The 23,007-nt window shown below is 54.9% G+C and carries 34 protein-coding genes; 29 read left to right on the forward strand and 5 right to left on the reverse strand.

The window, feature by feature from the left end; all coding sequences use genetic code 11:
- Nucleotides 1–10 precede the first annotated feature (10 nt).
- From QF010_RS02975 to QF010_RS03005, 7 genes are all read left to right on the forward strand, one after another.
- On the forward strand, nt 11–304 hold the full coding sequence (locus QF010_RS02975; protein ID WP_429380530.1) for a hypothetical protein: 294 nt from the start codon (nt 11–13) through the stop codon (nt 302–304).
- Between the two features lie 27 nt (nt 305–331).
- The gene (locus QF010_RS02980; protein WP_429380528.1) at nt 332–946 is read left to right on the forward strand and encodes a hypothetical protein; all 615 of its coding nucleotides are present in this window, start codon (nt 332–334) and stop codon (nt 944–946) included.
- 324 nt (nt 947–1,270) lie between these two features.
- Complete coding sequence (locus tag QF010_RS02985; protein WP_429380526.1) at nt 1,271–1,651, forward strand: hypothetical protein; 381 nt, start codon at nt 1,271–1,273, stop codon at nt 1,649–1,651.
- A gap of 65 nt (nt 1,652–1,716) precedes the next feature.
- Nucleotides 1,717–2,631 carry a hypothetical protein gene (locus tag QF010_RS02990; protein WP_429380524.1) on the forward strand — a complete coding sequence of 305 codons (915 nt, stop codon included), beginning with the start codon at nt 1,717–1,719 and terminating at the stop codon, nt 2,629–2,631.
- Nucleotides 2,632–2,742: 111 nt separating this feature from the next.
- Nucleotides 2,743–4,236 (forward strand): UvrD-helicase domain-containing protein, encoded by a 1,494-nt coding sequence (locus QF010_RS02995; RefSeq protein ID WP_429380522.1) that lies wholly within the window; start codon nt 2,743–2,745, stop codon nt 4,234–4,236.
- 90 nt (nt 4,237–4,326) lie between these two features.
- Entirely contained in the window at nt 4,327–4,857 is a 531-nt protein-coding gene (locus QF010_RS03000) for a hypothetical protein (RefSeq protein ID WP_429380520.1), read from the forward strand.
- 369 nt (nt 4,858–5,226) lie between these two features.
- Entirely contained in the window at nt 5,227–5,892 is a 666-nt protein-coding gene (locus tag QF010_RS03005) for a YiaD family glycine zipper/OmpA-like lipoprotein (RefSeq protein ID WP_429380518.1), read from the forward strand.
- Between the two features lie 3 nt (nt 5,893–5,895).
- Here QF010_RS03005 and QF010_RS03010 read toward each other — a convergent pair whose 3' ends face one another.
- Entirely contained in the window at nt 5,896–6,603 is a 708-nt protein-coding gene (locus tag QF010_RS03010) for a YcbK family protein (protein WP_429380516.1), read from the reverse strand.
- A gap of 161 nt (nt 6,604–6,764) precedes the next feature.
- On the opposite strand from QF010_RS03010, the gene QF010_RS03015 reads away from it, so the two are divergent.
- The 13 genes from QF010_RS03015 to QF010_RS03075 all read left to right on the forward strand — a co-directional run bounded on the left by QF010_RS03015 (nt 6,765) and on the right by QF010_RS03075 (nt 15,929).
- Nucleotides 6,765–7,202, forward strand: coding sequence for a hypothetical protein (locus tag QF010_RS03015; protein ID WP_429380514.1), 438 nt, complete (start codon nt 6,765–6,767; stop codon nt 7,200–7,202).
- A 707-nt stretch (nt 7,203–7,909) separates the two neighbouring features.
- Entirely contained in the window at nt 7,910–8,254 is a 345-nt protein-coding gene (locus tag QF010_RS03020; protein ID WP_429380512.1) for a hypothetical protein, read from the forward strand.
- Nucleotides 8,255–8,397: 143 nt separating this feature from the next.
- Nucleotides 8,398–8,643 carry a hypothetical protein gene (locus QF010_RS03025; RefSeq protein WP_429380510.1) on the forward strand — a complete coding sequence of 82 codons (246 nt, stop codon included), beginning with the start codon at nt 8,398–8,400 and terminating at the stop codon, nt 8,641–8,643.
- A 116-nt stretch (nt 8,644–8,759) separates the two neighbouring features.
- Nucleotides 8,760–9,293, forward strand: coding sequence for a hypothetical protein (locus QF010_RS03030; RefSeq protein ID WP_429380508.1), 534 nt, complete (start codon nt 8,760–8,762; stop codon nt 9,291–9,293).
- Between the two features lie 599 nt (nt 9,294–9,892).
- Entirely contained in the window at nt 9,893–10,321 is a 429-nt protein-coding gene (locus tag QF010_RS03035) for a hypothetical protein (protein ID WP_429380506.1), read from the forward strand.
- Between the two features lie 178 nt (nt 10,322–10,499).
- The gene (locus tag QF010_RS03040; RefSeq protein WP_429380504.1) at nt 10,500–11,228 is read left to right on the forward strand and encodes a hypothetical protein; all 729 of its coding nucleotides are present in this window, start codon (nt 10,500–10,502) and stop codon (nt 11,226–11,228) included.
- Nucleotides 11,229–11,314: 86 nt separating this feature from the next.
- A complete protein-coding gene (locus tag QF010_RS03045; protein ID WP_429380502.1) occupies nt 11,315–11,638 on the forward strand; it encodes a hypothetical protein in 324 nt (107 codons plus the stop codon).
- A 135-nt stretch (nt 11,639–11,773) separates the two neighbouring features.
- Nucleotides 11,774–12,814, forward strand: coding sequence for a COG3904 family protein (locus tag QF010_RS03050; protein WP_429380500.1), 1,041 nt, complete (start codon nt 11,774–11,776; stop codon nt 12,812–12,814).
- A 61-nt stretch (nt 12,815–12,875) separates the two neighbouring features.
- Complete coding sequence (locus QF010_RS03055; protein WP_429380498.1) at nt 12,876–13,115, forward strand: YheU family protein; 240 nt, start codon at nt 12,876–12,878, stop codon at nt 13,113–13,115.
- Nucleotides 13,116–13,299: 184 nt separating this feature from the next.
- Nucleotides 13,300–13,980, forward strand: coding sequence for a hypothetical protein (locus QF010_RS03060; RefSeq protein WP_429380496.1), 681 nt, complete (start codon nt 13,300–13,302; stop codon nt 13,978–13,980).
- 125 nt (nt 13,981–14,105) lie between these two features.
- Nucleotides 14,106–14,363, forward strand: a complete 258-nt coding sequence (locus QF010_RS03065; protein ID WP_429380494.1) for a hypothetical protein — start codon at nt 14,106–14,108, stop codon at nt 14,361–14,363.
- Nucleotides 14,364–14,394: 31 nt separating this feature from the next.
- A complete protein-coding gene (locus QF010_RS03070) occupies nt 14,395–14,706 on the forward strand; it encodes a hypothetical protein (RefSeq protein ID WP_429380492.1) in 312 nt (103 codons plus the stop codon).
- A gap of 80 nt (nt 14,707–14,786) precedes the next feature.
- On the forward strand, nt 14,787–15,929 hold the full coding sequence (locus QF010_RS03075) for a tetratricopeptide repeat protein (RefSeq protein ID WP_429532480.1): 1,143 nt from the start codon (nt 14,787–14,789) through the stop codon (nt 15,927–15,929).
- On the opposite strand, the gene QF010_RS03080 is transcribed toward QF010_RS03075, so the two are convergent.
- Nucleotides 15,930–16,238: a hypothetical protein gene (locus QF010_RS03080; protein WP_429380488.1), complete on the reverse strand. Its 309-nt coding sequence runs from the start codon at nt 16,236–16,238 to the stop codon at nt 15,930–15,932.
- A 244-nt stretch (nt 16,239–16,482) separates the two neighbouring features.
- On the opposite strand from QF010_RS03080, the gene QF010_RS03085 reads away from it, so the two are divergent.
- The 4 genes from QF010_RS03085 (at nt 16,483) to QF010_RS03100 (ending at nt 18,730) form a co-directional block, all read left to right on the forward strand.
- Nucleotides 16,483–16,881: a response regulator gene (locus QF010_RS03085; RefSeq protein ID WP_429381269.1), complete on the forward strand. Its 399-nt coding sequence runs from the start codon at nt 16,483–16,485 to the stop codon at nt 16,879–16,881.
- Between the two features lie 134 nt (nt 16,882–17,015).
- Nucleotides 17,016–17,453 (forward strand): hypothetical protein, encoded by a 438-nt coding sequence (locus QF010_RS03090; RefSeq protein WP_429380486.1) that lies wholly within the window; start codon nt 17,016–17,018, stop codon nt 17,451–17,453.
- 85 nt (nt 17,454–17,538) lie between these two features.
- Entirely contained in the window at nt 17,539–17,838 is a 300-nt protein-coding gene (locus tag QF010_RS03095) for a hypothetical protein (RefSeq protein ID WP_429380484.1), read from the forward strand.
- Between the two features lie 202 nt (nt 17,839–18,040).
- Nucleotides 18,041–18,730, forward strand: a complete 690-nt coding sequence (locus QF010_RS03100; RefSeq protein ID WP_429380482.1) for a hypothetical protein — start codon at nt 18,041–18,043, stop codon at nt 18,728–18,730.
- A gap of 42 nt (nt 18,731–18,772) precedes the next feature.
- Here QF010_RS03100 and QF010_RS03105 read toward each other — a convergent pair whose 3' ends face one another.
- A complete protein-coding gene (locus QF010_RS03105) occupies nt 18,773–19,009 on the reverse strand; it encodes a hypothetical protein (protein WP_429380480.1) in 237 nt (78 codons plus the stop codon).
- Nucleotides 19,010–19,241: 232 nt separating this feature from the next.
- Between QF010_RS03105 and QF010_RS03110 the strand changes: the two genes are divergently transcribed.
- The 4 genes from QF010_RS03110 to QF010_RS03125 all read left to right on the forward strand — a co-directional run bounded on the left by QF010_RS03110 (nt 19,242) and on the right by QF010_RS03125 (nt 21,694).
- Nucleotides 19,242–19,634: a hypothetical protein gene (locus QF010_RS03110; RefSeq protein ID WP_429380478.1), complete on the forward strand. Its 393-nt coding sequence runs from the start codon at nt 19,242–19,244 to the stop codon at nt 19,632–19,634.
- Nucleotides 19,635–19,808: 174 nt separating this feature from the next.
- Nucleotides 19,809–20,729 (forward strand): recombination-associated protein RdgC, encoded by a 921-nt coding sequence (gene rdgC / locus QF010_RS03115; protein WP_429380476.1) that lies wholly within the window; start codon nt 19,809–19,811, stop codon nt 20,727–20,729.
- 40 nt (nt 20,730–20,769) lie between these two features.
- Entirely contained in the window at nt 20,770–21,015 is a 246-nt protein-coding gene (locus QF010_RS03120) for a hypothetical protein (RefSeq protein WP_429380474.1), read from the forward strand.
- Nucleotides 20,999–21,694, forward strand: a complete 696-nt coding sequence (locus QF010_RS03125) for a hypothetical protein (protein ID WP_429380472.1) — start codon at nt 20,999–21,001, stop codon at nt 21,692–21,694. The genes QF010_RS03120 and QF010_RS03125 overlap by 17 nt, the downstream gene beginning before the upstream one ends.
- A gap of 26 nt (nt 21,695–21,720) precedes the next feature.
- Here QF010_RS03125 and QF010_RS03130 read toward each other — a convergent pair whose 3' ends face one another.
- Both QF010_RS03130 and csrA read right to left on the reverse strand, forming a co-directional pair.
- Entirely contained in the window at nt 21,721–22,116 is a 396-nt protein-coding gene (locus QF010_RS03130; RefSeq protein WP_429380470.1) for a hypothetical protein, read from the reverse strand.
- Entirely contained in the window at nt 22,106–22,297 is a 192-nt protein-coding gene (gene csrA, locus QF010_RS03135; protein WP_429380468.1) for a carbon storage regulator CsrA, read from the reverse strand. Before csrA ends, QF010_RS03130 begins: the two co-directional genes overlap by 11 nt.
- Nucleotides 22,298–22,471: 174 nt before the next feature.
- On the opposite strand from csrA, the gene QF010_RS03140 reads away from it, so the two are divergent.
- Complete coding sequence (locus tag QF010_RS03140) at nt 22,472–22,900, forward strand: hypothetical protein (RefSeq protein ID WP_429380466.1); 429 nt, start codon at nt 22,472–22,474, stop codon at nt 22,898–22,900.
- Nucleotides 22,901–23,007: the final 107 nt, after the last annotated feature.

Consider the following 23,007-nt stretch of genomic DNA (forward strand, 5'->3'; position numbering starts at 1 on the left):
GAGCCACTCCATGCAGATTCAAACCTCCGCGTCTATCGCCAACCAACTCCCTCTTCGCGGGTTTTGCCCGGTCCAACCCCTCGATCGTGTGAAGTTCACACCCTTTGACCAGTCCGGCCTCAAGGCCGAAGTCGAAGGGACGGTTTTTAACTGCCAAGACACCAGCGGCGGCAATTGGCGCATTCGCATTGTGAAGGCCGGTCAGCCGTTTCCATATGGGTTGGACGTAAATGTGTTTTCCCACGAAGGCACATTCGAAGTCACGGGCCAGCTCAATCCCAACCGCTTCCCCGCTTTCGCCTGAATCCAACCCCGACCCAGGAGATTAATCATGACTAATTCGAACGTTTCTGCCGGAGTGTGCTTCATGCAGGCGGCGGCAGACGGTTTTGCAAAGTCCATCGGCCCGCGCCTTCGCTCTGAGACCTTGAACAACCTGCTCATGACGGCGATTAAAACCAAGATGGCGTTCATGCCGGATGACGCGGCCACGCTGCGTGCGCTTTCCATCACGTCTTCGGTTGGTGTGTTCCGCCCGCTCAATGATTCCTTTTACAGGCTGGCTTGCCTCACTGGCGGCAGCTACGCCCAGATGTGGGAAAAGGCCCACGGTGTTAAACCAATGAAGGCAGCACACGCCGGAACGTCCGCCAGCGACGTGCAGGCTGAGATTCGCGTTGCTGCTGATATCGCCGTGTTCCTGGTCGGTGATGACAATGACCCGCTGATGCCCCGACATGAAGGTTTGCAGGTGTGGTGGGTGACCTCGATCAATCTGGAAACGGGGATCATCAACCTCGGGCGCTACAAGCTATACGCCGATCAGTACTGTCCATTCAAACGGTACTACTCTCCAGTCAACCGCAAAAAACTCAACCGGGAACAATGGGACGAAGCGCAGCAGCTGGTGCGCAGTAGCCTGCTCAATGCGAAGTCCGCCGCGTAAACCCTTCATATCCTCATCTGGACCTTCCGCCGCTCGCCGGCGGTAATCTACGCAGGAAGCTGGCCGTTCAGACGTGGAACTTTTACGGTAACTCGGGACCCAGTAAGCACGCCGTTGTGATTCGCTTATGGGGGTCCCCAAAAGGGATCTGGGTGCGATGCAACTACGGAAAGAACCTCTCTGGTCAGTCCCTGCTCAAGACTATGCCGCTTGATGCCCTCAGCTTGGTACAGGGCTCCAGTGATGAGCCGCTGCACTCCTGACGTTGTGCTTCTGGCACTGCGGGTCCCCGGCAACAATGAATGCTCATCAGGAGTAAGGCCCATGTCCACAAACCGCGCCATCCAACTCATGCTTCGCAACCCGCGGGATATGATGCGTTTCCAAGCTACGGGTGCATTACCGACCCCAGCATCCCCGCAAAGCCCCTTGATCACGCTTCTGGATTCGATCTCCCCCCGCGACCGTCAGCGCATCACGGCGGTGGTGATCGGTCCCCAGCTCGGCTATCAGGGCCTTCACCGCTTTCACAACTTGGCCCAGGCGCTGAATTGGCTCAAACCCAGCTATACCGCCAAGTCGTATCCATCCCAGTCGTTTCAGATGCGGGCGTTCTCCAAAGCGCTCACCATTGCCGACTTGAAGGATTTTGCCCGGGTCCCGGAGCAGGTTGAGCAAGAGTGGAATCGGCGTTTCAATCGATAGCGAATGGGCTTCTGGCACGGTCCCGCCATGGAAATGATGGTCACCTCAAATCAGTGGTGATCATCATGAATCAAGCCAGCAACGATACCCAGCAACTCGCATCGGTTGAGCTTCTCTCCTCCTCAGCCAACGACACTGCGTGCAACTTCCACCAGCCTGCCTGGATGCGCCCCTACACCGAAGGCACACGCAATGGCTACGCACAGAGCGTCATGGCCTACGCCGATTATTATGCAACCGACGGGAGCGCTGATACTGATCCCGAGATTGAGGAACGAATCGCAATCAATCGGACGCCGATGATTGCCTACGCAAGTCGGACCGGCACGAAGCGGAACCTGGAAGCGATGCGGAAAAATGGATGGCGCTTGCTGGTCTCCGCTAAAGGCGTCCTGCGCACGGAGGGTTTCAAGTACTGCCTCGACAATGGTGCGTGGTCTGCCTTCACATCGGGGCAGCCGTTCGATGACTACGCGTTTCAGAAAGCATTTGAACGACTGGGCGAGGCGGCCGATTTCGTCGTTGTGCCTGATATCGTATGTGGCGGATTGGCTTCGCTGGAGTTCAGTCTGAAATGGCTGGATCGGCTCAAGGGTAGTCCGGCAAAGCTCTTGATCGCTACGCAAAACGGTATCAAGCCTGATGACGTAAGAGAGCACCTTTCACCGGCGGTCGGTTTGTTCGTCGGTGGCGACACATCTTGGAAGCTGAAAACCGTTCATTCTTGGGCAGTCCTCGCCCGACGCCGCAATTGTTATCTCCATGTGGGCAGGGTCAACTCGGCTAAGCGAATTGATTTGTGCGCAAGGGCCGGAGCTCATTCCGTGGATGGTACCTCAGCGAGCATGTACAGCAAGGTCGTGCCGGCTCTCACCGCAGCCCTCGATAACAGTGATCGCCAGGCCGACTTCTGTAGCCCGAACGGGCAAGACTTCGACCTAACCCCCTACGACTGCGCCTGGCCTTCAGACCTGCAGTAAAGGTTGGTTCTGGCACGACTTTCCCGGGCCCAATATGGCGGGTATCTGGTCGCCAGGTTCGATAAGCTTTACTTTTTGATTCTGGCGCGACTAACGCCATTGGATGCGCCCATGAACTGGACCCACGAGCAATACCCAGTAATCACCTCTCTCGCGAGATTGATTCGCGTGCAGGCATTTGCTGGTACCGGCAAGACGTCGACCCTCGTGGGGTATGCCCAGCACCACTATGAGGAAAAAATCCTCTATATCGCCTACAACACCTCCGTCGCAGAAGCTGCAAAACGTCGTTTCCCCGATAACGTGACGTGCACGACATCCCACAGTTTGGCCTTCGGACCAATGGGGAGCCGATACCAGCACAAGCGTGCGGACAATCTGCGCCTGACTGACGTGGCCAGGGCAATGCGAACACGAAACTGGGAAATGGTGAAAGACGTAGTAGGAACCATCAACGCGTTCCTCTGCTCGATTGATACCGAAATTAACGCGATCCATTTCCCGCGATTCAAAGGCCCCAGGAACTCCCGCCAACAAGCGCAGGTGAATGAAGTCGTCATCCATGCCACCAACATGTGGCAGAAGATGATCGACATCAATGACAGCGAGCTGCCCATGATACACGACGGGTATTTGAAGCTCTGGTTGCTGTCGGAGCCAAACCTATCCCGCAAATTCGGGACGATCATGCTGGACGAAGGTCAGGACACAAATAAGGTCATGACTGCCTTTGTTCGGGCCCAGTACTTGCTCGGCTGTAAAGTGCTGATAGTGGGCGATCGCCACCAGCAGCTCTATCGATTCCGTGGTGCCGAGAACGCGCTGGAGGAACCATGGCTCCGGGAAGCAGAGGACCATTTCTTGACGCAGTCCTGGCGCTTTGGCTTTGGTGCGGCACACGTTGCGAATGCAATCCTGGCTCTTAAAGGCGAGCGGAGAACGCTGCAAGGTTTTGGCCCACAAACCAAGATCAAGTCGTCGCTGCCCGATGGTCTGGAGCATCGCACTTATCTGTGTAGAACGCTGGCAGGGGTCATTGATAGAGCGTTGTCATGCCTACCTAATCCCGCTGATAAATCCAGCACGCGGCCTGCTGAAAAGCTCTATTGGGTCGGTGGAATCAAGGGATACCAACTTCAATCGATCTTGGACCTCTATTGGTTTTCAAGTAAGCAGCTGGACCGGATCAAAGGCTATCAACTGACTAAGGATTACGCTGATTTCGCCACCTATCGCGAGATAGCCGACGCTACCTCCGACAACGAGATGATGCGTTCGATCAAGATCCTCGACAGTTACGGCTCTAGTCTTCCGGACCTGATAAAAAGCCTTGAGGCGTGCACGGTGGTTGACGAGCTGGAAGCGACTGTCACGCTTTCGACTGGCCATAAAAGTAAAGGACTGGAGTGGTCGGCGGTTCAGCTTGGCGACGACTTCACGTTCGATCCCCTTGCCGAAGACGCCAAGAAAGACCCGGCCAAGTTCGATGATGAAGTTAACCTCTTGTACGTGATGGCGACGCGGGGGATGGACTACATCGCCCTGAATCCCACGGTGATTTCGATCATGCAACACGCTAAGGACCTGCGCGAGCGTCGGGCTTGAACGACGTGCATAGCGGGAAGATTGACCTGGTTCCTGAGGCTTCATCACAATCCCCCTCCAAGCTTTCTGATTCCCTGAGGTAGAAACTGAATGAAAAGACGTGAGTTACTTGCGTACGTAAACAAGAACTACGAAATGTACGCTTCGCTCGACGAAGAGTCGGACGAAGCTGGGCTTGATGTACGTGATCAACCGTTTTCACCGGCATATAGCAACTGGTACATAGCGCTGTTGTGTTTCTGGTTCGCGGTATTTCTGAAGTGTGTGTCTTACCTCGCAATCGAAGGTCAGGTATCTACCTACGTCCTTGCCGGCGTTACTGTTGCTTTGGTCTTTGGTGCGTCGTACTACATTTTCGCGCCCTACATTAAAGATCACCTCAAGTGGCGTCGCCTTCATAGTCGAGCCCGGACCCTGATCGACCTTACACGGCTACAACTCCAAGAACGTGGTCAAGCTTTCACTATGGACGTGACGGATGAGCCCAGCGGTACGGTGATGAACCTGCACTTTCGTGACTCAAGCGGACAGCTTTCGCGGGTGAAGATCGACGACAGACAGGACGTCCTGAAGATCGATGTTTCATTCTCTGATGCCCTACTGCCTGAGCATGTAGTGTGATCTGGCCCCTGCAAATACCTCACTTCGGCCTCATCCATCGCTACTGATACCCGGGCCCGTGTGGGCCTGGAGCCGCCCACAAAACCAGTATGTCGTTTGGCCAGTGCCTTCTGACCATGAATCGTGAGCCAATCCTCACTATCCCTGTCAGTTCAGAAATCGAACGCGACGTTTACACAATTCCACGCCATGAGACTGCCTACAAAGCGAATGTCTGGCCAGGTAACGCTGTAGCTGGAATTCATCCATTCTAAATACCTCGAATCGTGGAGTAATCCTCACCACGATAGATCTGAGTTGCCCCTCCCCCCCCTTCTGGCACGGCGTTGTGAGACCGACACTTGTTTCACCCAAACAAGGAGTCTTCCAATGTTCAATCTTCTTAAAATCGCTGTCCTCGCTCTCTCCCTTGCCGTAATCACTGGCTGCGCTGTAAATCCCCAAACTGGTGAGCGCGAGTTCAACCGCACGGCGATAGGTGCCGGTATCGGTTCTGTTGCGGGCGGCATCGTGGGCGTAGCAATCGGCCGAAGCCCAGAGTCGTTCCTGATCGGCGCAGCTACCGGTGCAGCAATTGGCGGCGGTACGGGTTACTACATGGATCGCCGCGCCGAAAAACTGAAGGCCGACCTCAAAGGCACCGGCATGGAAGTGACTCAGAACATCGATCCAGCCACCGGCCGTGGGATGTTGACGATCCAGGCCCCTGCCGATATCGCTTTCGCGACTGGCTCCGCAGATCTAGAGAGCGCGTCGTTCCGGGGGCTGAAGAGTGTTGCTGACTCAGTGAAGGCCCAACCAGGTATCCGACTTGAAGTGACTGGGCACACCGATTCCACCGGTGGGCAGAAGCTGAATCAGCTACTGAGTTATTCCCGGGCACAGTCTGTGGCTCAGTTCCTGAATGCTTCGGGTGTTGACGGACAGGCTATTGCTGTACGAGGTGTTGGTCCTGCGATGCCCGTGGCAAGCAACGACACCCCGGCGGGCCGAGCCAAGAACCGTCGTGTTGAAATTCAGATCCGGCAGATTTGACCCTCAGGCGTAGATAATCCTGCCAGCCTCAGGCGCATCCCATACGGACAGCGCCTGATCTATTTCTGGTTCTGAGTACATGGCCAACCAGTCTTCCTGGTCGGGTTCCAGCATTGCCACACGCCAGGATCGAACCTTTCCAATATCCACATGGATAAATTCTTTGCTGGGGTAGACGCCAACGCCGCCGACGCCGATGGCTTTCGCCAGCTTTGCCAGTTGCTCAGTTCCCAATCCCGGGATTCGGATGTCTGCGGCGCAGGCATGGATATGCATGGAGTTCTTTGCCGCACCTTCGAGCGAAGCGTTATAGGCCGCCGTTCGAAAGCCGCTATTCACCAATATCTGGTACGGGTAATTATTGAGCCTCAAATAAGCCTGAATTATATAGAGCAAATCTATGATTTTTGGATTCATGCTCACAGTGCGCTTTGACTCGACGTCACGCAGCAACGTGCAGGCAATGGCATAACCCCGTTGATCCCAGCCTTGATCCCTGCGGTAGTAGCAGAACGTAGCTCTTTCCCCTGCCTGAGGTCGCTCCAGGTACAGGTAACGATCGCGATCCAAAATCACTGCCCGCCAATCCCGTTTTCTCGACGGATTCGCTTGTGATGCACTGGCGATCGCCGGCGCGGTAAGTAGCGCTATCGGGCTGGCGATCGCAGCCGCCACCAGGTGGCGACGTAAGAGGTTGGGTTCTGTGCTCATATCCGGCTGCTGCTGCAGTTTGGTGACCGGCTTCCGATATTAGGCGCCTGAATCAAAAACGCACGCCAATGTGAGGGCTCTTTTTCCCGGGCTGGCACATCCTTCTGGCACGGCTGCAAATGGTGAGAATAGGCGCTTCATACCGAAGCGGAGCCGGCCCCGTGCCTATTTATCTCGAAACGAACGCCTTCAACCCGAACGGGCCTGACGGACAAGGCCGGAATCGTCTGCGTGTCGACACACTTGACCCGCAACCTCGCTGCGCACTCCGGCCCAGGTCCTACGCGACTTTACGCGAGTCGCAAAATACCTCGTTGGCGATGTGGAACGGGAACTTCGCCCTTTGCACGGGTGGCGGACAGTGCAGCGCCTGCCCGCGCCTGAAACATCGTTTCGCGTTCGATGCTTTCACACCCGAGGTGATGATTCGAATTGATGAACAGGCGCGGCTTCACGCGATTGACCGACCGGAAGACGGCTGGTCTTCATACGGGCGCTTTGTCGAGTGGGAGGACATCGCTGCCATTGAAGGTTGGCGTATTGGCAAGCAAGGGGTTGATGCCCATTCACCGTTTTTTCTGATCCATCGTGAAGGGTGAGCGGGGAAAACCAGGCCTTTTTATGGCTTGATCTGTCAGAACCGTGGTGCTAAAAAGGTCCCGTTCTATGCCCAATCTTTGATTGATGGCACCCTTTCTATCTCGATAGCCTTTCTACCGTGATTTTGAGGGCTTTGCGATTTCACCTGACACTTCAGGTTAGATTTGCAGAGAGATACTGTTGGATTAGTCAAATTCGCAGAGAAGGCTTCGGTCTTGTCTGCACATCTCGATCACGCGACTTCGGTTGCTGTCGATCACATCGCCCTTCTTGAAAGGTGCTCCCAGACGGTAAGTGATTACAACTTGCCGTCCAGGCTTGGTGTTTTTGTTTCCGTAGGGAATGAGCGCTTGGCTTGGAGCTTTGACAACATTGCTCTTGGGTGAACCTTGCTTGCGAGGAAATTCAAATTGCGCAGAACATGACTTTCAGTCGTGTGGTACCCAGCTGGCTCGCTAGCTTGGCACCTCCTTGACCCGTCGCAATTCGATCAATCGTTACGTGTTGTCCCTACAGCTGCTCATCGAGCAACTTTGGGCCATTCGTTTTGAGCGATCCAACCTATCTACCATTCGTAACCTCCGGTAAGGCCTGATTTTCACCAGGCTCAGGCCCGGCTGATGCAGGTCTCAACCTCATCCGCCAGGCCTTAGAGCACCTGGCGTTATCACACTTATCCCAGTGCTCTACTGGTGAGAGGTTTCACATGCAACTCAGATCCGTAGCTTTAGAGTTTCGCGAACTTGAACATCAGCACTTTGGTAAACCTGACGTGGAGTTTTCGGTAGCCAGCCTGTCTTTGGACTCGTGGACTACCTATGAGATGGCTCTTAATTCTGGAAGCCAGGCGCTGATGGTAAAAGCAACTGTAGATGCAGTTTATTGCGGGGAATTGTCTTTTTGGACTGATACCCCGATTCCGCAGTTGTTAGGGTCGCAGTCAGTACTCGCCGAGGCATGGATTAAGGGCTGGGAAAGGGGTGAGCAGATCAATCTTGCTCACGTGGTAACTCCCGACCAGGCTTCTGTTGCACGGTGGCAAGCTGTCTAAATCGTCCGCTTTCTGGACGTTCCGGTAAGGCCTGTATTCACCAGGCCTTGGCCCGGCTGATGCAGGTTCGTTCCTCATCCGCCCGGTCTTAGAGCACCAGGCGTAATCAAATATTCCCAGTGCTCTACTGGCGAGAGGTCTTTATGAACAACAGCAAACGTAATACCGAAATGTCGACCAAAACCTTCTGCCTTATTGCAGCCGTGGCTACTGTTCTGTTTGTCTTCGGCATGAACGCCGTGATGACCAAAATGGAAGCTCGATGGGCCGCTGAAGAACAGATGATGGCCGACTATTGCAATCCAGTAACGGATGCCAAGCGACCTTTCGTCTGCATCAATTGGGACGCAAATCGCAAGGCAAGCAGGGCTATGCCACCTCAAGGCTGATTGACTCGGTCGCTGCGCTTCCCAGCGCGCCCTTTTACGATTGATCTTGATGTACACAACCCTACCAGGGCATCCAATGCCCTGGCATGGATGCTCTCCATCTTGGAGATGTACCCATGAGCAAATGCAAAGATTTTCGGAATTACTTCGCTGACCAGCTCTTGGTCACCAGCGAGTTCTTGGGTTTAGACCTGAACAAAAAAGAGGATTTGGATGCACCCAGCTATAGCCTGATCCGGGAAATTCAGGCGAGGCAGGATAAGCTCCAGGACCTCTATGCCGAACTCGATGAGGTCGGCGTGGGCATGATCATGGCGAATGAGTCGGGGGATTCATTCGCTTTGGTTTCGCCTGATGCATCTGAGCCCGGCCGATTCCGATATTCGGGATTTCGGGCGGTAGGATGGATGAGCCATTACACCGTTGACTCCCTCGATGAGGTCGTTCTTGAAGCGTTCAAGGATGGCTACACCCGTGTAGCCGCCAGGGACACTCTCGACAAAATGTCAGTTACCGCTGAGTGGAAAAAAGGTAGCGAGCGACTCATTCACATGCAGGCCCATCAAAGTGGCGCCCTCTCGTGGAATGAGATGTTTGCTGAATTTGAGAAAATCGAAATCAAGTACGCGCAGCAACAGATCGCTGCTTGACAATGATGCGTCGACCCACGCGCTGTTAGCGTTGGTATTCGACGATGAATTTGACTAATTCGACAGGGGATACCCCCACAGCCTAATTGGGGCTGTGGGGGTTTTTTCTTTTAGGCGTCCCTATACACAGTCCATTGGCATCTGCTGATCCGACACGGCCGTCGCGCCCGGCATCAACATGAATCATGTTTCGGCCAGACCAGGCCTAGCAGTTCGTACCCCACTCGTTATGATGGGTTGTATTGAATTGGAGGTGGTCTTGGACAACTCGAACACAGTGAGAAATTACCTGAATCCGCACAAAGGCTGGATTGACCATTTGGCTGACCAAGTGATGGATTCGCTTGCAGCTTTACCACGTCCCGAGGCAATTCAGGACGAGCCCGCCAGCACACAGCAAAATGTCATGCTGCTCGCGCGCCCCCAACGTTGTCCCTGCGCAACTTGCAATTTGATGCGCAACCTTTGACTTCATTTTTCCTTACAACGCCGAGCCGGCATAAGCATGATCATTGAGGAAATCTTGTCCAGCTGATAGTGGCACGTCCAGGAAACCGGATGATGGTCCCACTACAGATAGCGAATAGGCAGTGACAAATATGTCCTGGACCCCAGTTTCACTCTTCATGCCGGTCACCTTTGAAAATGTGTACGGTTGGCCTCAGTCCATCGAGCTGATGGGGGCGCTGCGCTCTGGTCAGCAGGTGCCCGTTCGGTATGAGCGCCTGAGCGCCGACGAAGACTTCCCTCATGAACCCGGCCGCTGGATCAGCTGCTGCTCTAACCGGTGGGACCTGACCAGTGAAGTCACTGATTGGCGGCCATTGTTTGAGCAGCCAACAGGGAGAATGCCGGATGATCCACTCAAAGGATTTTTTGTCGACATTCACCAGATGGATGACGTTGCACTCATCAGCAAGGCTTTGTACGGCGACGGCTCTGTGCTCACCGCCGACGGTCGCCGAGATCTGGCGCACCGCCTTCATAACCTGATGCGTGTAATACAAGACCAAGAAGTTGTCTTGTAGAATTTAGGCACGTTACAGAAGCCTCAAAGCGCATTATTATGCCCTCGCACCCTGCGCCCTTGCTTGGTGCAATCTGTTCGGCCTGCATGTATTCACGCAGGGAAAGGCAAACAAGATCTTAGCCAGCACAGCTGCTTCGACCTGTTTGTACTAATCGTTATGAGATCGCGAAGTCCAAATGGATTCTGGAAAAGTGTTGCGTCATCTTGACGTGGAAGCGCATGGGGCTGAGTTGTGCCCAGTTGGTTCGATAGACCTCCTTTACATCCGCAGTGCTTACTTGCTTTCGGTGAAGGAACCCGACCCCGAACCACTTCTGCCTGAACGTGACACCCCGCCGGCGCACACCCGTTCAAAGCTATGGCAGTCAGATGAAGCCTACGAAATGCGTAGGATCAATCCCCTAACTGATAAGGACGATGTCCTGCTTGGGTACCGCCCGATGATTCAACAAGGGCGTGGGCCGACAGCAAAGCGCTACCATGCGTCTTTCCGGATCGCTGAACTGGGCTCCCAGGAGGAGGCGCTTCGACTGGCCAAGCAATGGCGCGACGATACGGAAGCCAAGCTTGGAATCCAACCAGGTAAGCGCAGCTCAAAGGTGCTCCGGAAACCGGTGACAGGCATCTCACTGATAGTCTCCAAAAACCTCGATGGCCGCTTTTACTGGGGGAGTGACCAAGCCCCAGGCCAGCGCTCCATTCGTGTGTACATCGGCAAAAAAAGTTACATCGAGGCATACCAAGAGTTGTTCAAGCGCATGGCCATTCGGGACGAACTCCCCATTCCCGATGAGCTCCCCCTGCCGCCGCCGCCGCGGATGGATCAGTTCAAAAGAATGTTCAAAGCAGGGCTGACCGACATCCCCCGGCCGTCGAAGAAGCGTAAGTCGAGAACCTCGGCATAACTGCGGAATTTTCAACCCCCACTTTGGCTGGCGCTCCGTTTTCTATCCGGTAGCTTATCTGGGAAGAATCCGACGGACGCTACGCGATGCCAACACACCTGAAACGCCTGGCCGTGCTTATCCCCCTCCTCCTTACCGGCTGCGGGGATGGGATCTACGGGGCGTATGAAGCCAGAATTCAAACCGCAAACTCTGCACCCCAAGTGGTGGGCATTGCCATTTTTCAGCGCGATCGAATCATTGCCGATGGGCAAACGGCAATGGTCCATGAATGGAAGACCGACGGCGGTACTTTCACGGCTCTCGATGATAGTGGCCAGCGTTTGATGCAAGTCACCAAGGATCAGGAGGGCAACCTGGTTCAGGTGATCGACCAAACACGAGTGACCTATAAAAAATATGAGTTCTAGGAACTCATTCATCCATGCCGGAGCGCCGCGCCCCCGTCGATATTTCTCGTTGCCAACTCACCGTCACCGTGACCGGCCAGCGGCGACCTCCCTTGCCCGGGCAACCAATCCCTAGGCTTACATTTTACGAGGCTTGTGCAGTTGCTCAGACACCTACTGACCAGCGCTACGCTGGCATTAATCGCCACAGCAGCATCCGCCAATGACATCCAGGTTGTGCCAGTCACACATCCAGACGGTTCGCCTTCGCAACCTGAGGTGTACCTGTCTGGCGAGATCACTGACCAAACGGTGACCCAGCTCAGCGCAATGATCCGCGAGCGACGGCTTCAGTCCTCGATCGTGTATTTGGACAGTGCAGGCGGCGACCCACAAGCTGGGATGGATCTTGGGGATTTGCTGCGCCGATCGAATATCAATACCGCGGTGGGCAAGGTAGGCCGAGCACCGGGGCGGCCAGCCGCTGGCAAGTGTCAAAGTGCATGCGTGCTCACCTATGCCGGCGGGAAATTTCGTTTCATAGATCCAGCGTCCCAGCTTGGAATTCACCGATTCTATCGGCGGACCGCCACGGCCACAGATCTGGACGTGGCTCAGGTGATGAGCGCCGCAATTACGGCCTACCTGATCCGGATGGACATCGATCCCGCGCTGTTTGAACGCATGGTGAAGGTTGGCCGAGGCCAGATGGAGATGCTGGCAGCCCGTGATGCTTTGGCACTGAACCTGGTCAACAATGGTCTCCTTCCGTCGAAATGGGGCATTGAAGGTAAATCTGGCTCGGTGTATTTGCTGGGTGAGCAGGAAACCTGGAACGGCACGGGCAAGATCATCATGACGTGCGTTCCCAACCAGAAAGCCATCAAAATCTCTGCGCTTTATGATGCCGGGGCCCAGAACGCCTCGATTGCGAAGAGCACCGTCAATTACTCATTGCGTATCAATCAGCGTTTCATCCCGATCGGCCAAATGCTCACGAAGGCATCCATCAGCGGTAGTTATCTGTTGGCGAGCTTTATCCCTACCGACCCCATGATGTGGGAAATCAACGCCGCCGACAAAATTGGTTTTGGCTTCCACCCAGGCCAGGCTGACACCTTTTACGGCTTTCTGGTTGACGCCACCGGCGAGCAGGACCTGATCAGAAGCTGGGTGAAGCATTGCACTGAACGATAGGACCCTTCTGGCACTGCGCAGGGTTGTGCAGAGTAGGTTCTTCATTGAAGAGGTGCTGACCATGCTGATCCCCTACCAGGACTTACAACCCGAGACGCTTCACAACCTCATGGCAGATTTTGTCAGTCGCGAGGGAACAGACAACGGCGACATGTCGACCGAGGCGCAGAAGATTGCCCGTGTGCAGAATGCGTTGGAAACCGGTGAAGCCGTGATCCTCTACAACGCAGAAATGGCCCAGTGCATTTTGAAGCGCAAAGACGAGGTCTCTAAGGACATGCTTCAAGCCTGGGCTTCGTGAATCCCGAACGCATCAACCCTCTGGCACCGGTACCCGCCGGTGTTTCCCTCGATTTTGAAGATTCGCCTGATCAGTAAGCTGGCGCCTCGGAAATTACTTCGTCCATTTTGGCTTTGAAGGTCGCCGGTTTTCTTATACGGTTGCCAGGCCCATTTTTCCGGACTCATGTCCAAGGCTTTTACGAATGTCGGTTCTAGACCAGAACAACACAGCCTCGCCGTCCCACTCGGCGATCAACCAGCTCTCGCTGTTCTTGAAAGCGCAGGGACACTCGGCGTGCGCCGTGATTGACCAGCATCTTTTTTTTCATGTCGTCGGCCACTCGCCAGCCATGCAGTGCGCCACCCTTGCCACCGACAACTGTGTTCCAGTCGCCGTTCGCCCCATACGTGGCTCAGGCGATCTTGAGCGCATGAACTTGCACGAAAGCGTTCAACGTTTTCTTGCACGGCCACGAGGGTTTGCGAAATCAGCCGGGGACCTGGTCTGCATTTTCCTCTCCGGGTGGATCAAGCAGATTGCTGCAAAATCGTTGCATCCTAAGCGGGTGTCGACCATCGCTGAGCAGCTTGTGGAGGTTGAACACTGGCTCTCCAATGACGGCCCAGGTAGCTGCGTTATTGCTGGCCAATGGCTGATTTGGGCAACCGGCCGATACGGCATGAGCGACATTCTGATTGCCAGGAACGCTGGTAACCTCCCCTCGCCTGACCTGAAAACCGCCTGCCGCTGGGATGGTATCGGGCAGTTCAACGAAAACAATCTGCTTTCCCTTGAGGCCGGTCTCGATGAATGGAAGGCCTGCCCAAGCGTATGGTCGTTCCGTGAAAGAACAGCTCCCAAAGTCGACGCGCTGCCCCAGTAATCCTCTACGCAGCACTGCCGCTACCGCGGGTCGCGATGTAATACTCGCCTCGATTCTGGCACGCGGAGCCTTCGAGTTTAATTTCCTGGTACCGCAAATGCGGAAATCAACTTACCAGGTGAACTATGATTGACTCCCGTACCGTCCATGCTGTAGCTCTGGGTTCCACTACCGATCGCGCTTCGACTTGGTTTGCTGAGGCGAACGTCGCAGATGCGAAATTTGACACCCTCGCGAAGTTCGACGAAATTTCAGATCTAACTCTCTCGCGTTTCGACCTTGAAGTCCCTGCGTCGGCATCTGAAGCCCAGATTACCGACATGGTGGCCGAAGCGACTTACAACCTGAATTTCAACCGCTCGGCATTTGACGTGATTCATTGATTGAGCGCCTGTACCTGTGAAGGAGTAACACATGCTGTCCCGCCCCGACAAAGACGCTCTGCGTGCTTTTCTGGATTCCCAGGTGAAGGAAAAACTGCAGAGCAATCCTGATGCGGTAACGACTTATGCTGCAAAGCCTGAGCCGGAGCGTAAGCCATACCAAACCCGGCCGACCGTTCAGGATAAAGCCTTCAGCCGTGAGCTCGATCAAATGCGAGCCGATGCTGAGGCAGGCCTTGTCCCAAAATCCGAAGGCACGCCGGTGGCGGAGCCTGAGTCCAGCCTCGCTCTTGATGATTACCCGGGGCTCAAGGCCGCGGGTTCGTCAACCAACCCGTGGTGAACTTTCGGCCCTGCTTTTGGCTGTGATCGGGTCCGACGTTCTGCAATCATTTGCGGACCTTTGAACACCGGAACCCACTGATGATCCACATACGCCTTCCTCTCTGCGTTCTTGCTGCAGCGGTTACGGCGGGCTGCGCTGGTACCGACAAGCAGTACCAAGGCAACCCCTTTGATGAACCCGTACCATATTCGCGGCCGCAGCAAATCCCTCAGGCTGCCACACAGGTGAGGGATCTCCCCGTTAGTCGACCCGCTCTCAAACCACCAAAGAACGTTGAGCCCGAGGTGGTTGAATCCGACGTTCAGGTGTTTGCTGCTGGGTCCGCGCCGTACACCTCGATTTCAACTCCCTCATTAGATCCGGCTCCAGCGACGCAACACACTCCTGCCGGTCCCGCTGATGAAATACTGGTTGAAGCTCGCAAGGTCGGCGCCTCCGGGGATGTATCTAGCCAGATCGGGCTGCTCGAGCAGGCTGGGTTTTTGGGGAGTGGCCAGGCCTTCTACGAACTGGCCCGCGTGTACCTCAATGGTGAGGGTGTGAAGAAGGACCCGGAAACCGGCGTGGGTTATTTGACGAAGGCCGCCGGCATGGAACATGTCGAGTCCATACGAGTACTCGGCTGGCTGTATCTGCTTGGCACCGGCGTACCTAAGGATTCTTCCTACGGGGAGCAGCTGCTCGCCAAGGCAGCGGAAACCAGCGTGAGGGCCCAGCGTGAGTTCGGTCAGGCTCTCACCAACCAGCGTCTTCCCCACTTAAATCAAATGGAGCGCGGCCTTGAGATGCTCAAACAGGCCACTGACGCCGGCGACGCCGAAGCGAGCAAGTCCTATGCAAAAGCGTTTAGCCCAGGGGCCGAGACCGTGCCGGTAGGCGCTGTTACTCAATCCATTGACCATGGCCCAGCTGCGTCGTCCGCCTCATCGGCACGACAGAGTGTGAGGGATGGTGGAGAGGATCTTAAGCAAAGGGCATTGGGTGGGGATGCTGAGGCGCTTTACCAGTACGCCTTGAATGTTTCGCTAGGCAAGATCCCTGCGGCCGACCCGCAGTTCACTGCGTATTGCTGGTATGCGGTGTCGTCGGCGATGGGGTACAAACCTGCCGCTGAGGAAGTTCGCTCCCTGGCGGGTGTCAAAACCATCGCAGATAAACAAGCCCCAGGCCGCATGGAAAATTGCATCGGTGATCTGAATCGAACGATCAGTGGGTCCTGATCAACTCATTTGCGTAAGAGCTGTTCGGCCCGTGGGGGTGATCTCAAAGCCACCTTCCGGGCCAGGTAGTTGTTGGACATAACCAAAATTCTCAAGTCGGCGGAGCAGGCGGCCACCTTGCAGCGCGTGTCGGCTATCTGGATCTCCATCGGTGGTCAAAGCTTTCGCTAAGGCTGCCGGGCTTCGAACTTGGCCACCCATAAGGTCCAAAGCTTTGAGACCCGCCCAGTCGTTGCCGGTAATCACGATATTGGGTTGGCCTTTGGTGAACTGCTGCTGTGCTAAGCGGAAGGTAGTTTTATTTTTCATCGGCATACGCGATCAGACAATAGGGGCTCACGACAACTCTATACAGAATGTTTATCAGTTCAAGCCGAAATCTCCCCTCGAATTTCACCTCGCCTCTCAAACCAGCAGTGAACAAAAATGCCTCACCTGGTGCGAAATGATCCGCCGGAAAAACAAGAGTGTTTTTGGCTGGCACCCTCATTGTGAATCAGCAACCATAGCCACCGCACAGGCCGCACTCATTGAACAGACAGAGGTTTTCGATATGCCTGATTCCACCCCGCTTCGCGTCATGCTGGTCGATGACTCGAAAACGATTCGCAAAAGTGGCGAGGCGATGTTGACTGCTGCGGGATGTGTAGTCATGGGAGCCGATGACGGTTTCGACTGCATGGCGAAGGCCAAAGACTTTGACCCGCAGTTCTTCTTCATTGACGTAATGATGCCGCGGCTCGACGGCTACAAAGTAAGCCAGGTAATCCGGAATCATGCTGAGTTGAAGAAGGTGCCAATCGTGATGCTTTCCTCGAAGGACGGAATCTTTGACGTGGCAAAGGGGATGAACGCCGGCGCAACTGACTACCTGACCAAGCCATTCAACAAAGAGGATCTACTCAACGCGTTGATCAAGCACGTGCCAGGGTTTAAACCTAAGACGGATTGAGTCCGGTCGACGTCCCCCCTCGAACACCTCCCCCTTGAAGTTTGGCTATCTCTCGTTAAATAAGTGTATGCAGGCGATTGGACCTGCATACCCGGAGCCGAAATCGACTCCACCGATTTTTTGGGAGATACAACATGACTGAACCCCTCTTGCGTCTGGCCTATCTGGCAATCGGCGTTTACGCGTTTTCCTCCGCCCTGCTCACGCAGTTGATCCTTGGTCGAACCGGCGGAAAATCTGCAGTTGAAATGTTCAGCATGGGCAGCATCTGGTTATCGTTTGTGGCCTTTGTGCTGATCGTCACCTGGTCATCCAAGTTGGCCGGCGCACGCCCAGCCCAGAAGGTTCCTGAAGCATTCCTGCGGATCTCGTTTTTGGTGATGGGCCTGTTTTTCTTTGCCTGCGCGCTGGCCAGCATCATGGCCTTCACCAACCGAGTATCGGCTGCGCCTGACTGGTTTTGCGTCGGCGGTCTCTGGCTCTCTTTTCTGGTCCTCAGCAGCCTGATATCCGTCACCAGCAAGTCATCAACACCAGTGGAACTGACCTCGGCTGTTGCGACGCACGCCTGAAAACCAACCCCACTTTTGGGATGAAGCCTGTGACGTTCAATGGCAGAGTGTGGTCTTTGAATGAACTTTTAGGGCCGAGGGTAGAATGGCAGATCAAGTAGATGTAACTGATGCTTACGGCGGTCAGGCCCGATACAAAGTGACCCATGAAGCGCTCGCGCGCGCACTTGCAGAGCCTGATGCTCAAGGCTCTCACGCCCACGGCGCGCGTGCAGCGTTTCTGCTTTCTGAATTAGCCCCGCAGCTAACGGGCGTCGTACTGCAAGCCGTGGTGCGCGAGTTTGAGCGCATGGGAGCGCCGCAGAGCTTATTGGTGCAGATGAAGGCATTCATCGCCGAGCGCGAGCAGCCACAGAATGGTAACGTCAGGGCGATTGCATCGTGATGTCCCTGACTCTCCATATGTGAGCCAGAGCTTCCGGAGCCACTGATGGTGATGAACGTCCTCTTGAGCACTCCTCGGCGGTTGTAAAGCCCACTGATTTTGATATTCCGCTTCAGCTTCCACCGCGAATTATTTTTTCCTCCCCCTTCTGGCACAACTTCTCTGCACATCCAATGGAGCTAATTTCCGAGGAGTGCATTTCATGAATACTGCGTATCGATCCCCCCCAACACCCCAATTGGGGTTTGATTTTCTGCTGGCCGGGCCAGGTGAGGCCTACGTCAACAAGCCTGGTGTGCACGCTCAGATGGATTTTGATTGCCAGATCCCGTCGGGCAGTTCTGTGGGTGATGCCCTGGCTCGGATGGTTGTACAGGATCGTGCCCTTGGACTGGGCATCACCAACTGGAAGGTCCTGATCGACTCTGCAATCAATACTGGCCACGTCGAACTCTATGTCAGCGAGGGAATTAGCCAGGGTCTCCGCAAGCCAGGCCTGCGCTTTGGTCCGATTGCCTGCATGCCGGATATCGGCCCTGAGTATGTGAAACGCTACTTGATGTCGAAACAGCTGGCCAAAGCTGCCAAAAAGACGGAACCCGTTAAATCCGGGCGTATCAGCGCCGGCGGGACAATGAAGGTCGAATGCATCTTGAGCGCCGAACTCATCCTTTTCACCCTTTACGATGTTCGAAAGAACGTTGGTGCAATCACTCTGGTCCCCACGGATCTTCCGATGTCCTCAGCTGACACGGTCAACGATGCGGCAGTTCAGCGTGAATACTTGGCAACGCGTCTCGAGCGTGAGCTCCCAGAACTGGGGGACCTGAATGTACTGGCCGCCGCCGCTCTTCAATCTCTGGGTTTGGCCCTGAAGGCCGTGGAGAAGTGAATGATGACCAGGACAGTAAACCAAAGTGTGCTCGAGCACTTTCTAGAGATGTGCCAGGCAGAACTGCAGGCCAGTGAAATCACCATCGAGCTTATAAAGGCTGCCGGCGACGCCTTTGCCGATCTGATGCTCGATATTGGGTACCGGGTTGAGTCCACCTTCATAGATGGTCGAGACGTTGTTCAAACGTACTTCAATCCTCGAACCGGTGGATTCATCGAAGGACTTGCCTTCACCCTGGGCCTGGCGGCCTCCGAGAATCGTGGTGTAAACCTTCATGTCCTACTGAAAGTCCCTGGGCCTGGGGTTGATTCCTGCGCAGCCCTCAGCTCGGCCGTTCGTGAAGCGCGAGGTTGGTACCAGCCCCTCAACAACTGCGCAACCGTATGGGATGTGCTGAACGCAGTGGACCCGGGGTCGGTTCCATTTTGGAAAACTGAGCCTGTTTTTCAATGGCAGGTGGCGGCATAGCTGTAAGAGCATGCCGGCTCGGCGCGGAGTGAAGGTAAAAATGGTCGACGCAAGAAAATCAACGTTTACAGGTTTCGATCTGAAGGTGGCCAGGAAAGAGATCCTCAAGCTGTCTCAAATCGAGTTCGCTGAAGAGCTGGATATCGCCCGGACATCCGTCATCAAGGCGGAGAGAACTACCCCGAATCCTTGGATGGAAGCCGCCTGTGTTGGGCTCGGTGCAATCCGGATTCAACGTGACTGGAGTTCAACTATCACCGGTCCGCGGTTCGTGCATTTAAGGGAACACTTCGGCTTTTCACCAAGCATGCTCGGAGAAGAGTGGGGAGTAACCGAAAGGACTATTCGGGCCTGGGAGATGGGGACTCCGCCTGCCTGGACGCTGCCTGCGTTGGTTGGGCTTTCAATCATGAAAGCAATGAATCCCCGGTGACAACCCGAGTGATGGACGTTGGCACTCTGGTTACCCCCAAGCGGAACGGCCGATGCGCCGAGAGCATCAAGCTCGCGAAATATTTTAGTTTTTGAGACCTCAGTTTGAGTTGAAAGGAAGGGCAGGCTGGTTAACCTGTTCGCCTTCGTTCCGAAAACCGAGGCGTACTCGCACATGTGGTTCAAAAACCTGCTTGTCTATCGTTTGACCCAAGATTTGCCTTTTGATGCCGAGGCGCTGTCAACAGCGCTGGCAACTAAAGTCGCCCGGCCCTGCGCCTCTCAGGAGACGACCACATACGGGTTCATCGCCCCGTTCGGCAAAGGGGAAGATGCACCGTTGGTGCATGTCAGTGGCGACTTCATGCTGATCTCTGCGCGGAAAGAAGAGCGCATCTTGCCGGGCAGCGTCGTGCGTGACGCAGTGAAGGAAAAGGTCGAAGAGATCGAAGCCGAGCAAATGCGCAAGGTCTACAAAAAGGAACGCGACCAGATTAAGGATGAAATCATCCAGGCGTTCCTGCCGCGCGCCTTTCTCCGCCGTTCATCAACTGTCGCAGCTATCGCACCAAAGCAAGGCCTGATCCTTGTCAACTCGGCCAGTCCGAAGCGCGCGGAAGACCTGCTATCCACGCTCCGCGAAGTGATTGGCACCCTGCCAGTACGGCCGTTAACCGTTAAAATATCCCCTACCGCCACCATGACCGAATGGGTCACCACGCAGAAGGCCGCCGAAGATTTCTTCGTGCTGGACGAATGTGAGTTGCGCGATACCCACGAAGACGGTGGCATTGTGCGTTGCAAGCGGCAGGACTTGACCAGCGAGGAAATCCAACTACACCTGAGCGCTGGCAAGGTCGTCACCCAAACCGCCATGGCCTGGCAGGACAAACTGTCGTTCGTCCTCGATGACAAGATGGTCATCAAGCGCCTAAAGTTTGAAGACCTGCTGCAGGACCAGGCAGATCAGGACGGCGGTGACGACGCCTTGGGCCAAATGGATGCGAGCTTTACCCTGATGATGCTTACCTTCGCTGACTTCCTACCGGCGCTCGTTACCGCACTCGGGGGCGAGGAACAGCCAGCCGGCATTTAAACGACAGGCCCGCAGCGATGCGGGCCTTTTTGGTGCGAACATGAACGCTGAATCCTTTCTTAAACGTCATCTCGGTTCCGATGAGTTACCGGACACATTCAGTTGTGCACAGGTGGTTGAAATGATTGATCTCGCGCTTCAGGAGTCATCGGACAAACGTTCGGACTTCGATGAACGCCGAATCAAAGGCCTGCTGGGGACCCTCAAAAAAATCGAGGACACTAGCAAGGACACGGTTTCTATACTCACGGCACGCCGGGCGCGGATAAATGAAGAAGATGAATGACGATCAGCTGAAAGACGTTTGGCTATCCCCCCTGAGTACAATGCTAAAGGGCCATGCTTCTTCGCTCTCTTCAATCGCTGATTCACTCCGCCGCGGCTTTCGAGCTGTAGGTATCCAAGCGGGCGTCGAGTACCTGGACGACTGGGCATGCATCACCATCGACATAGATGGTGAACTGATGGGCTTTGGTGTGACGATGCCTGAGCCATTTGACCTGCCACCAGAATGCTTGCCTGTACGTCTTGGTGTGGATATGGCTTTTGGATTGCCGAGCGGCGATCTAATCAATGAACGGCCAGGTCTGTTCTTCTACCCACCCTCAAGTTTCACGATCCAGCACCTGGTACTGCTATGCAAGGCGGCAGTCTCCCCCGCCGAATTTACTTCTCTGTTGAACGATTCGAATCGTTTTGCCATGGCAATGGCTAGGGAGCGGTTTCCAAGGTCGATTCTGATCATGAGGGAAGCGCGGATTGCTGCTCGAATTGTGGGTGATAGAACATTTGAGTTGTGGACCCAGTCCGCGGGCAGTGTTCGTTTTCACCCGCTGGCACCGACAAACAATCCCCACCATGCGGCACTTCAGGCCAATGATCTCGGATACCAGCCGACTATTTACCGATGCACTTCCGGCGTCTTTGTGCCGTTCAAGCAAACGCCGGCCGGCGTCTTCATTTGAGTCTGCCGGTGCCTGCAGTATTAGTGTCAATCTATGGCGCAGAATTCCTCGAGATCATTTGTTCTCTCGGCTGAGTAGCTACTGTTTTTTTCGATCTTCTTGGTGACGGTTCTTTCCATGGTTTGGTCAACTGCCGGGAGACCGCCGGGCTGCTGCTTGATCGAGTAAACCACCCGCACGTCATGACACGGTTGCTTGATGCACCCCTTCTCCGCTGAGCAAATCTTGTTTGATTTCTCAACGTAGGCGTCGATTTGGCGACAGGTGATAGCCGAGAAGCCGGCGGCACAGCTGAAACCCTCAAGCTTTAGGTCGTTGACCAAGTTCAGCGTCGCCTGGCTTGGTTCTTCAATCCAGCCGGAAGTGCATCCAGTAATGGATGCAACGACGGCAAATGCGAATCCCAGATACTTAACTCGCACGTTTCATCTCCACATGCTCCCTGCCCTGTGCCGATCGATACGCCTCACCGCGGTAAACGGTGACACTCTGTGGTGCGTCGATTCCAATCCGAACGGTTTCGCCAGTCGCGCTCAATACGGTGATTTCGATATCGTCGCCGATTTTGATTGCTTCGCCGATGCGGCGCGTAAGTACAAGCATGGTGAAGCTCCGATGATTTGGGCACGGCCACCATATCTGGCCAGGCCAAGGGCTGCACTTCAAAACACCCAGGTTTTTTCCGGAAATCCCCGTGAATTTCTAGCCTATGTTTTGGCTCGCAATCGTTTTTGCAGCCGTTATTCTCGAGCGATACCCGATTTTGGAATGTCTCTCGTGCAGAAGAAAATCAAGAAAGTAGCCATTGGGGCTTTCGCCCTTGCTGTAGTGGCCAGCCTCGCATTCGCTGCAACCGCAAAGCTTTCAACTCAAGAAGCCGGCGCTCTGCCGGTCGTCATCGAGGACGCCGATGCCGTTAAGCACTCTATCGCTGAACAGTTCTCGGCAGCACCAGGTGAGTTTGTCTTGAGCGCGGCCTCTCATCGTCTGGCGCTGGCTCGGCTGGATGGGTTCGCCGTATGCACGCAGGTGGATGAAGCTACGGCAGCTCAGTATGTGGAAGTGGCCGCAATGATTGATAAGGCCACCATACACGGGCCTGAATTCATGAAAATCGTTGATCACGTCATGGATTCGGATGCCGGCATGAATGACTGCGATTATCGAGTCATCAGCCTGATCGCGCGGCTTACTACCGGTGGTTGATTCATTGACCATGCGCAGTCCCTTCTGCGCCTGCAGCATTTCAAAATCTTCTCAGCACGGTTGTGCCATTTGTGGGCGCATCGCCGGAGCTGGCCTCATTTCCCACG

Source organism: Pseudomonas silensiensis, assembly GCF_050434865.1.
In the GTDB taxonomy this organism is placed as follows: Bacteria; Pseudomonadota; Gammaproteobacteria; order Pseudomonadales; family Pseudomonadaceae; genus Aquipseudomonas; species Aquipseudomonas fluorescens_W.